The sequence below is a fragment of the Micromonospora acroterricola genome (assembly GCF_003172955.1).
GTDB lineage: Bacteria > Actinomycetota > Actinomycetes > Mycobacteriales > Micromonosporaceae > Micromonospora > Micromonospora acroterricola.
The window spans coordinates 1-8,958 of sequence record NZ_QGKR01000286.1 but is presented as its reverse complement, the minus strand read 5'-3'; the positions used below and the strand labels follow the sequence as shown (position 1 = coordinate 8,958).

10 protein-coding genes are annotated in these 8,958 nt (G+C 74.6%); 4 read left to right on the top strand and 6 right to left on the bottom strand.

The annotated features are described in order from the left end of the window. Positions 1–211: 211 nt before the first annotated feature. The 4 genes from DKT68_RS25065 to DKT68_RS25050 form a co-directional block, all read right to left on the bottom strand. A complete protein-coding gene (locus tag DKT68_RS25065; protein WP_109819840.1) occupies positions 212–778 on the bottom strand; it encodes a dienelactone hydrolase family protein in 567 nt (188 codons plus the stop codon). A 242-nt stretch (positions 779–1,020) separates the two neighbouring features. Beyond that, positions 1,021–1,404 carry a hydroxyphenylacetyl-CoA thioesterase PaaI gene (gene paaI, locus DKT68_RS25060; RefSeq protein WP_109819842.1) on the bottom strand — a complete coding sequence of 128 codons (384 nt, stop codon included), beginning with the start codon at positions 1,402–1,404 and terminating at the stop codon, positions 1,021–1,023. A 31-nt stretch (positions 1,405–1,435) separates the two neighbouring features. Then, positions 1,436–2,743, bottom strand: a complete 1,308-nt coding sequence (gene paaK, locus DKT68_RS25055; RefSeq protein WP_109819839.1) for a phenylacetate--CoA ligase PaaK — start codon at positions 2,741–2,743, stop codon at positions 1,436–1,438. A 98-nt stretch (positions 2,744–2,841) separates the two neighbouring features. Further along, complete coding sequence (locus DKT68_RS25050) at positions 2,842–3,291, bottom strand: MarR family winged helix-turn-helix transcriptional regulator (RefSeq protein ID WP_109819838.1); 450 nt, start codon at positions 3,289–3,291, stop codon at positions 2,842–2,844. A gap of 134 nt (positions 3,292–3,425) precedes the next feature. Between DKT68_RS25050 and DKT68_RS25045 the strand changes: the two genes are divergently transcribed. From DKT68_RS25045 to crcB, 4 genes are all read left to right on the top strand, one after another. Beyond that, on the top strand, positions 3,426–4,646 hold the full coding sequence (locus DKT68_RS25045; RefSeq protein WP_236647063.1) for an MFS transporter: 1,221 nt from the start codon (positions 3,426–3,428) through the stop codon (positions 4,644–4,646). Between the two features lie 141 nt (positions 4,647–4,787). Continuing rightward, positions 4,788–5,546, top strand: coding sequence for a class I SAM-dependent methyltransferase (locus tag DKT68_RS25040; protein WP_109819836.1), 759 nt, complete (start codon positions 4,788–4,790; stop codon positions 5,544–5,546). A 224-nt stretch (positions 5,547–5,770) separates the two neighbouring features. Continuing rightward, positions 5,771–6,292, top strand: a complete 522-nt coding sequence (locus DKT68_RS25035) for a fluoride efflux transporter FluC (protein ID WP_109819835.1) — start codon at positions 5,771–5,773, stop codon at positions 6,290–6,292. Further along, positions 6,289–6,651: a fluoride efflux transporter CrcB gene (gene crcB / locus DKT68_RS25030; protein ID WP_109819834.1), complete on the top strand. Its 363-nt coding sequence runs from the start codon at positions 6,289–6,291 to the stop codon at positions 6,649–6,651. The genes DKT68_RS25035 and crcB overlap by 4 nt, the downstream gene beginning before the upstream one ends. Positions 6,652–6,718: 67 nt before the next feature. Here crcB and cobA read toward each other — a convergent pair whose 3' ends face one another. Next, positions 6,719–8,359 carry a uroporphyrinogen-III C-methyltransferase gene (gene cobA / locus DKT68_RS25025; RefSeq protein ID WP_109819833.1) on the bottom strand — a complete coding sequence of 547 codons (1,641 nt, stop codon included), beginning with the start codon at positions 8,357–8,359 and terminating at the stop codon, positions 6,719–6,721. Next, a complete protein-coding gene (locus tag DKT68_RS25020) occupies positions 8,356–8,952 on the bottom strand; it encodes a precorrin-8X methylmutase (RefSeq protein WP_109819841.1) in 597 nt (198 codons plus the stop codon). The genes cobA and DKT68_RS25020 overlap by 4 nt, the downstream gene beginning before the upstream one ends. Positions 8,953–8,958 lie beyond the last annotated feature (6 nt).

Here is an 8,958-nt window from a genome sequence, read left to right as displayed (position 1 = left end):
GACGCGGGCTGGGGAACGCTGCCGGGCCGTCACGCCTCCGCGCATCGGCGCCGGCTGAGCGCCGCCGCTTCCCCGGCCGGCGGCCACCGCCGCTGCACGGTGGAGCATGGACGCGCGTCCGTCTCCCGGGGCCGGCGACCACGCGCGATCACGGCGTCCGTACCCATGGCGCCGCCACCACGGACGGCCGTGAGCCCGGCAGCGGCCCCGCTCAGCGGGCGTCGAGGAAGGCGAGCACGCGCGGCCAGGTCGCCGCGGCGGCGTCCTCGGCGTACTCGGCCACGTCCGGGTCGGTGAACAGGTGGCCCACGCCGGGGTAGCGGAACACCGTCAGGTCGGCACCCGCGTCGGTCATCGCCCGCTGCCACTCGTCGACCTCGTCCGGAGCGTCGTACGGGTCCGGATCGGCGAGGTGCAGCTGCACCGGCAGCCCGGCGCGGACCGCCTCCGGCGCCCCACCGGTGCCGTGCAGCAGGAGCAGACCGGCGGTGTCGGGGCGCTCGGCCAGCAGCGCCCCGGCCACGCCGGCGCCCATCGAGAAACCGGCGAGCAGGGTCTCGGCCGGCAGCTCCCGCAGAGCCGCCCGGGCCCGGTCGAGCACGACCTCCTGGCCGATCTTGTCGAGCAGCGCGAAGCCCTCCTCGACGGTGTCGGCGGCCGGGACGCCGTACAGGTCGGGGGTGGCGACCCGGTGCCCGGCGGCGCGCAGCCGGTCCGCGGCGGCGCGCACGGCGGGTCGTAGCCCGTACACGGAATGGAACAGCACGACGTGTCGCATCGGGTCATCCTGCCCCAAACAGGGCGCGGTCCGGAGTGGCCACGCGGGGGCGGCGTTCAGACCAGCGCCGCCAGCCGCGACACCAGCTCGGACGGCGGCGGCATCGCCGCGATCTCCCGGCCGACCTGCCCGGCCGCGACCCGGGAGACCGTCGTCGGTCAGCAGCCGGGTCAGCGCCTGCGGGGTGATGTCGCGGGGACGCACGGCGAGGGCCGCGACGGGCGGCGGCAGCTCGGTGAATCCTATGACGACGGCGGTGACGCCGGTGTCCGGCTGCGGCCCCGGAACTCCGCGACCACCTCGCCGTCGTCGCGGGTGACGGTGACGTCGTAGATGCCGCTGCGGCCATAACGGGTGCGTTCGGTGGCGCGGGCGGTGAGCACGTCACCGGCGCGGGCCGGCCGGACGAAGGTGATCTCACCGCCGGCGGCGACGGTGACCGGGCCGCGACTGTTGCAGGCCAGCGCGAACGCGGTGTCGGCCAGCAGGAAGACGAAGCCGCCGTGGGCGATCGCGTGGCCGTTGAGCAGCCGTTCGGTCACCCGCATCCGGGCCACCGCCGCGCCGTCGCCGGCCTCGACCAGCTCCATGCCGAGACCGCGGGAGGCGGCGTCCGCGGCGAACATGTCGTACGCCGGGTTGTGCTGTGCCGGCACGTCAGAGGGCCCGCCGCTGGTAGACGATGCGCCGCATCTTGCCCACCGAGCGCTCCACCCCGTCCGGAGCCAGCACGTCGACCGCCACGGTGACCCCGATCGTGTTCTTCACCAGCTCCACCAGGGTCGCGCCGGCCCGCTCGGCGGCGTCCACGGCGACGCCGTCCCGCCGTTCCACCCGGACCGTCAGGGTGTCCAGCCGACCCTGCCGGTCGAGCACGCACTGGAAGTGCGGTGACAGCTGCGGGGTACGCAGGATCAGCTCCTCGATCTGGGTCGGGAAGATGTTCACCCCGCGCACGATCATCATGTCGTCCGTCCGGCCGGTGATCTTCTCGATCCGGCGCATCGGGCGGGCGGTGCCGGGCAGCAGCCGGGTCAGGTCCCGGGTGCGGTACCGGACGACGGGCATGGCCTCCTTGGTCAGCGAGGTGAGCACCAGCTCGCCCTGCTCGCCGTCGGGCAGCACCGCGCCGGTGACCGGGTCGATGATCTCCGGGTAGAAGTGGTCCTCCCAGAGGTGCAGCCCGTCCTTCGTCTCGACGCACTCGGTGGCCACGCCCGGGCCCATCACCTCGGAGAGCCCGTAGATGTCGACCGCGTGGATGTCCAGCCGGTGCTCCATCTCCCGGCGCATGTCCTCGGTCCACGGTTCCGCGCCGAAGATGCCCACCCGCAGCGAGGTCGCCCGGGGATCCACGTCCTGGCGCTGCATCTCGTCCACGATCGCCAGCATGTAGCTGGGCGTGACCATGATGACCTCGGGTTCGAAGTCGCGGATCAGCATGACCTGGCGTTCGGTCATGCCCCCGGAGACCGGGATGACCGTGCAGCCCAGCTCCTCGGCGCCGTAGTGCGCGCCGAGCCCTCCGGTGAAGAGCCCGTAGCCGTACGCCACGTGCACCCGGTCGCCGGGACGACCGCCGGACGCGCGGATCGACCGGGCCATCAGCCGCGCCCAGGTCCGCAGGTCGTCGCGGGTGTAGCCGACCACGGTCGGCCGGCCGGTGGTGCCGGAGGAGGCGTGCAGCCGGGCGACGCGCTCCCGGGGCACGGCGAACATGCCGAACGGGTAGTTGTCCCGCAGCTCCGCCTTGCCGGTGAACGGGAAGCGGGCCAGGTCGTCGAGGTCCCGGCAGTCGTCGGGGTGCACCCCGGCCGCGTCGAACGCCCGGCGGTAGTGCGGCACGTTGTCGTACGCGTGCCGCAGCGACCAGCGCAGCCGCTCGCGTTGCAGGGCGCGCAGCTCGTCGACGCCGGCGCGCTCGATCGGCTCCAGCTCCTCGGGACGAGGGGTGCGGTCCTGCATCGCCTGCCTCCTTCGTGCGACGGGCCCGGCCGGGCTGCGGGTACCGTACGCCCGCCCGTCGGCGCCGCGGTGGTGCGCCCTCCGGTGTGTGCGGGTCGTCAGCGGGCGACCGGCAGCCGGTGCAGCGCGTCGACCAGCGGCGCCAGCTCCGGGGTGGCCTCCGCTTCGGCCAGCGCGGCCGCCAGCACCTCGTCGTGGGTGGGTCGGGCGCGGGCGAGCAGCTCGGAGCCAGCCGGGGTCAGCTCGGTGTAGATGCCGCGCCGGTCGTCGGCGCAGAGGATCCGGGTCAGCAGGCCGCGCTGTTCCAGGCGGGTGACCAGGCGGGTGGTGGCGCTGCCGGAGAGCGCGGCGGCGCGAGCGAGCTGGCTCATCCGCATGTGCCAGCCGTCCTGGCGGGAGAGCGCGTCGAGCACCGTGTACTCGACGACGGACAGCTCGTGGCCGGCCTGCAACGCCCGCTCCAGGGACGTCTCGATCAGCCCGTGCAGTGCGGCGAGGGTGCGCCAGCCCTGCGCGCGGATCTCGACCGCGTCGTCGGCGATGCCCATGCCGGCCTCCTGGGTGTGATCTCGACGGCGCCAGACTACCACGCTTGCGCCGATATGAAGCGCGTGCAACTATCTCGTTGTCGGCGCGGGTAGTTGCACCCGCCGGATATCTGACCCCTCCCGATGGGAAGACCATGCCCGTACGCCCCACGTCCATGCCGCCCGGCCTGATCGCGCTGGCCCTCGGCGCCTTCGGCATCGGGCTCACCGAATTCGTGATCATGGGACTGCTGCCCGAGGTGGCCGCCGACTTCGCGGTCACCGAGCCGGTGGCCGGCTGGCTGATCTCCGGCTACGCGCTCAGCGTTGCCGTCGGCGGGGTCGCCCTCACCGCCGCCGTCACCCGACTGCCCCGCAAACCGGTGCTGATGGGCCTGATGGTGCTCTTCATCATCGGCAACCTGCTCTCCGCGGTCGCCGGCGACTACGGCGTGATGATGGCCGGCCGGATCGTCGCCGCGCTCTGCCACGGCGCGTTCTTCGGCATCGGCGCCGTGGTGGCCGCCGGACTTGTCGCGCCGGCCCGCCGGGCGGGCGCGATCGCGCTGATGTTCGCGGGGCTGACCATCGCGAACGTGCTCGGCGTCCCCTTCGGCACCTTCCTCGGACAGCACTTCGGCTGGCGGTCGACGTTCTGGGCGATCACCGGCATCGGAGTCGTCGCGCTGATCGGGCTGGCCCTGCTCATCCCCGGCCGTGGCACCGTCGACGCCCAACGCCCGGCCGGCGGGCTACGCGGCGAACTGCGCGCCTTCACCCACCCGCAGGTCTGGCTCTCCCTGGTGATCACGGTGCTGGGCTTCGGCGGCATGTTCGGCGCCTTCACCTACATCGCCTACACGCTCACCGAGGTCAGTGGCTTCGCCACCAGCACGGTGCCGTGGCTGCTGGTCCTCTTCGGGGTGGGCCTCTTCGCCGGAAACCTGCTCGGCGGGCGGGCGGCGGACGTGTCGCTGTCGCGCACCCTGGTCACCGTCCTGGCCGTACTCACCCTGGTGCTCGTCGGGTTCGCCCTGACCGCGTCCAGCCCGGTACTGACCGTCGCCTCCCTTGTGCTGATGGGCGCGTTCGGCTTCGCCACCGTCCCGCCGCTGCAGATGCGGATCATGCGGTACGCGCACCAGGCGCCCACCCTCGCCTCGGGAGCGAACATCGCGGCGTTCAACCTCGGGAACGCGCTGGGCGCCTGGGTCGGCGGGCTGACCATCGCCGCCGGGCTCGGCTACACCGCGCCGATCTGGGCGGGCGCCGCGCTCACCCTGGCCGGCCTGGGCGTCCTGCTCGGGGCGCTCCGGCTGACCCGACGGACCGAGCCTTCGACGGCCGACGCGGACCTGGTGGAGACCTCGGCCTGACCCGGACCGCGAGTGGCGCCGGGCCGGACGGGTGACCGGCCCGGCGCCCCTGTGATCATCGCCCTGCCATCCTCTCGCAGTTGCAAATTATGTGCAACAACGTCTGGACAGGCGCTCCACGCTGTAATTAGCCTGATCGCCATGACTCCTTACATCACGGACCCGTCGGCCTGGCAGGAGAGCTGGGACCGCCAGCAGGAGGCGTACCTGCCGGACCGGGAGCACCGTTTCGCCACCATGCTCGACGCGGTCGACGCGGTCCGCGACGGCCAGCCGCCGCGCCTGCTCGACCTCGCCGGCGGCACCGGCACCATCTCGTTGCGGGCGTTGGCGCGCTTCCCAAGCGCCGAGGTGACCCTGGTCGACCTCGACCCCGCGCTGCTCGCCATCGCCGGCGCATCGCTGGCCGACCGGGCCACCATCGTCACCGCCGACCTCGCCGCCCCCGAGTGGCGCTCCGCGCTGCCTCACCGCGAGTACGACGCCGTCCTCACCGCCACGGCCCTGCACTGGCTGCCCGCCGACCGGCTCGGCCGGCTCTACGCCGAGATCCGCGACCTGCTGCGGCCCGGCGGGATCTTCGTCAACGCCGACCACATGCCCGACGACACCCTGCCGGAGTTGAGCAAGCGACTGCTGGACCGGGCGCGGGACCGGCGGGCCGCCCGGTACGCCGCCGGTTCCGTGCTGTCCTGGTCGGACTGGTGGGAGCGGGCCGCCGCCGACCCGGCGCTGGCCCCACTGGTCGCCCAGCGGCACGCCATCTACCCGACCGGTCACAGCCCCGAGTGGAACCCGCCCGTGTCCTGGCACCTGGCCACGCTGACCGCGGCCGGCTTCAGCGAGGTCGGCACGGTGTGGCGCGGCGGCACGGACGCCGCCGTCGCGGCGGTGCGCTGACCGACCAGCCAGGAGGCCCGGCCGGCCGGGCGCCCGCGTCGGTCGGCCCGGCAACCGGCGTCCGCCTCGTCGGTCGGCCCGGCGCCCAGCGGGGTGGGCGATATGCTGACGCCGGAGCCGGAGGGCTCCCGGCGGTGGGGCCCGCCGTCCCGACACCGGGAGAACCGCGACGCCGCTCGCCAACGGTCCCTGCCAGTGACACCCGTGCTGGTGGGGAGGCATCAATGTCCGGACCGCTCGACCCGCGCACCGACCCCGACGTCGACCTGCGCGTCCCCGCCGACCGGGGCGAGCTGAGGGCTCACCCGGCGGCGGTGCTCGCGGCGATCGCGACCGGTGGGGTGCTCGGCGCGCTGGCCCGGGTCGGTCTGCACCACGCCCTCCCCCACGTGCCGTCCGCCTTCCCGTGGGCGACCTTCGGCGTCAACGTGACCGGTTGCCTGCTGATCGGCGTCCTGATGGCGGTGCTCGGGCACCTCCGTGGCGGTCCACCGCTGGTCCGCCCGTTCCTCGGCGTCGGGGTGCTCGGCGGGTTCACCACCTTCTCCACCTACGCCGTGGACGTGCAGCAGGCGGTGGTCGCGGGCGCTCCGGTCACCGCGCTGGCGTACCTGGCCGCGACGGTGATTGGCGCTCTGGTCGCGGTGTGGTGCGGTGACGCCGCCGCCACCTGGCTGCTCGACCGCAACGGCGGCGACGCTCCGCGGCGACGTACACCCGACTCCGGCCGGCGGCTCGCCCGATGACCGTGCTGCTCATCGCGCTCGGCGCCGCCGTCGGCGCGCCACTGCGCTACCTCGCCGACCGGGCCGTCCAGTCCCGGCACGGCTCGGCGTTCCCGTGGGGCACGTTGACGGTCAACGTTCTCGGATCGCTGCTGCTCGGCGTACTCGTCGGGCTGCCGGCGAGCCCGGCGGTCAGCGCGCTGCTCGGCACCGGCTTCTGCGGCGCGCTGACCACCTACTCCACCTTCGGCTACGAGACGCTGCGGTTGACCCGGACCGGCAACCGGCCTGCCGCCCTGGCCAACGTCCTGGTCAGCGTGACCGCCGGGCTCGCCGCGGCGACCGTCGGCTACACCCTCGCCCGCGCCCTGACCGGCTGACGCCCGCCGCGCGACCAGGGCGGGTCCGACGTGGTGACGGCGAGGCGCCGGTCAGGAGCGGGCGGCCCTACCCGGCCGGCTCCGCCAGCGTGACGACCGGGCCGATCACGAAGACGGCCGGAGGGATGATGCCCTCGCGGGCGGCCACCGCGCCGATCTCGTCCAGCCGTGCCGGTACCGACCGCTGGTCGGGATGTCCGGCGTCCTGGATCGCGAGCACCGGGGTGTCCGGGGCGCGACCGTGCTCGACGAGCGCGGCGGCGATCTTCGCGATGGTGTCCACCGCCATCAGCAGCACCAGGGTGCCGCGGGCACGGCCCAGCGCCGCCCAGTCGACCAGCGAGTCGGGATGGCCGGGTGGCAGGTGCCCGGAGACCACGGTGAAGTCGTGCGCCACGCCCCGGTGGGTCGCCGGCACGCCGGCCAGCGCCGGCGCGGCGATCGCGCTGCTCACCCCGGGCACCACCGTGACCGGTACGCCGGCGGCCCGGCAGGCCTGCACCTCCTCGTGGCCGCGGCCGAAGACGTACGGGTCGCCACCCTTGAGCCGGACCACACGCCGGCCGGCGCGGGCGTGCGACACCAGCGCCTCGTTGATCGCGTCCTGGGCCATCGAGGGGCCACGGGGCACCTTGGCGGCATCGACCACCAGCACCTCGGGGCGCAGCCCCGCGAGCAGCCCCTGCGGGGCCAGCCGGTCGACCACCACGACGTCGGCGGCGTCGAGCAGGGCCTGGCCGCGTACCGTGATGAGGTCGTCCGGTCCCGGCCCGCCGCCCACCACGGCGACCGAGCCGTGCCCGTGGTGGTGGTCGTGCCCGTGCTGGTGGCCGTGGTGATGGTGGTGGCCGCCGACCGGGTCGTCGGGGTGGTCGTGCGGTTGTTGCGGGCGGCCCACCTTGTCGGCGAAGCCGGGCATCAGCACCCGGTACGCGCAGGTGTCGCAGTTCATCCGGATGTCCCCGCCGACCGCCTCGGCGTACCGCTCCAGCACCAGGTCGGCCAGCGCGTCGCAGTCGCCGATGAGGTCGGCCATCCGCACGTCCAGCTCGGGGTGCGCGGCGGCGAACTCCCCCGCCTGGGCGGTGATCCGGTCCGGCAGCACGCCGGCGAACAGGAAGTACGGCGCGACGACGATCCGCCGCGCGCCGAGTCGACGCAGCCGGTCCAGCACCGCCGGCACCGAGGGTTCCGCGAGGGAGATGAAGCCGGGCTCGACGCCGGCGTAGCCGCGCCCCTCCCAGAGCAGCCGGGCCACCTTGGCCACCTCGGCGTTGGCGTCCGGGTCGGTGGAGCCCCGACCGATCAGCGCGATCCAGGTGTCGGCCCGGTCGGCGCCGGCCAGCGCGGCGTCGATGCGCTGTTCGAGGGCGTCGTGCAGCAGCGGGTGCGGCCCGAGCGGCCGGCCGTAGCGGTAGGTGAGCCCGGGGTGGCGCTGCTGCTCGCGCCCCATGGCGGCGGGGATGTCGCCCTTGCCGTGCCCGGCGCCGGTGAGCACCAACGGCAGCGCCACCAGTGCCCGGTGCCCGCGCGCGACGAGCGCGCCGACCGCGTCGGTCAGTGGCGGGCGGGACAGCTCGATGAAGCCGCCCTCGACGTCGCCGACGGTGCCCGCGCCGCGGCGGCGGACCCGCTCGACCAGCGCGGCGAACTGCTGGACCCCGGCCGCGCTGCGCGTGCCGTGCCCGACGACGACCAAACCGTTCATGCCATCTCCTCGACGTAGAGCAGGGCGTTGAGGGCGGCGGCGGCCACCGCCGAGCCGCCCTTCTCGCCCACGTTGGACACCCCGGGCTGGCCGCTGGCCCGAAGCGCCGCCTTCGACTCGGCCGCGCCCACGAAGCCCACGGGCAGGCCGACGATCAGCGCTGGCGCGGCGTCCAGGGTGAGGAGTTCGACCAGCGCCGTCGGCGCGCAGCCGACCACCCAGACCGCGCCCGGGCCGACCCGGTCCAGCGCGATCCGCACCGCTGCCGCCGAGCGGGTGATCCCGGCGGTCCGGCCCAGCTCGGCGGCGGCCGGCTCGGCGATCGGGCAGACCAGCTCCAGCCCGGCCCGGGTGATGCCGGCGGCGACCATGGCCACGTCGGTGACCACGGGCGCCCCGGCGCGCAGCGCGGCGAGCCCCGATTCCAGGGCCGCCTCGTCGCAGACCAGCTCCTCGACGTACGCCAGGTCGGCGCTGGCGTGCACCACCCGCTCGGTCACCGCACGGCTCAGCGGCGGCAGGTGGGACAGGTCGATCCGGTCGCGCAGGATCCGGTACGACTCGGCCTCGATGGGGTGCACGACCCGGCTCACCGCTGC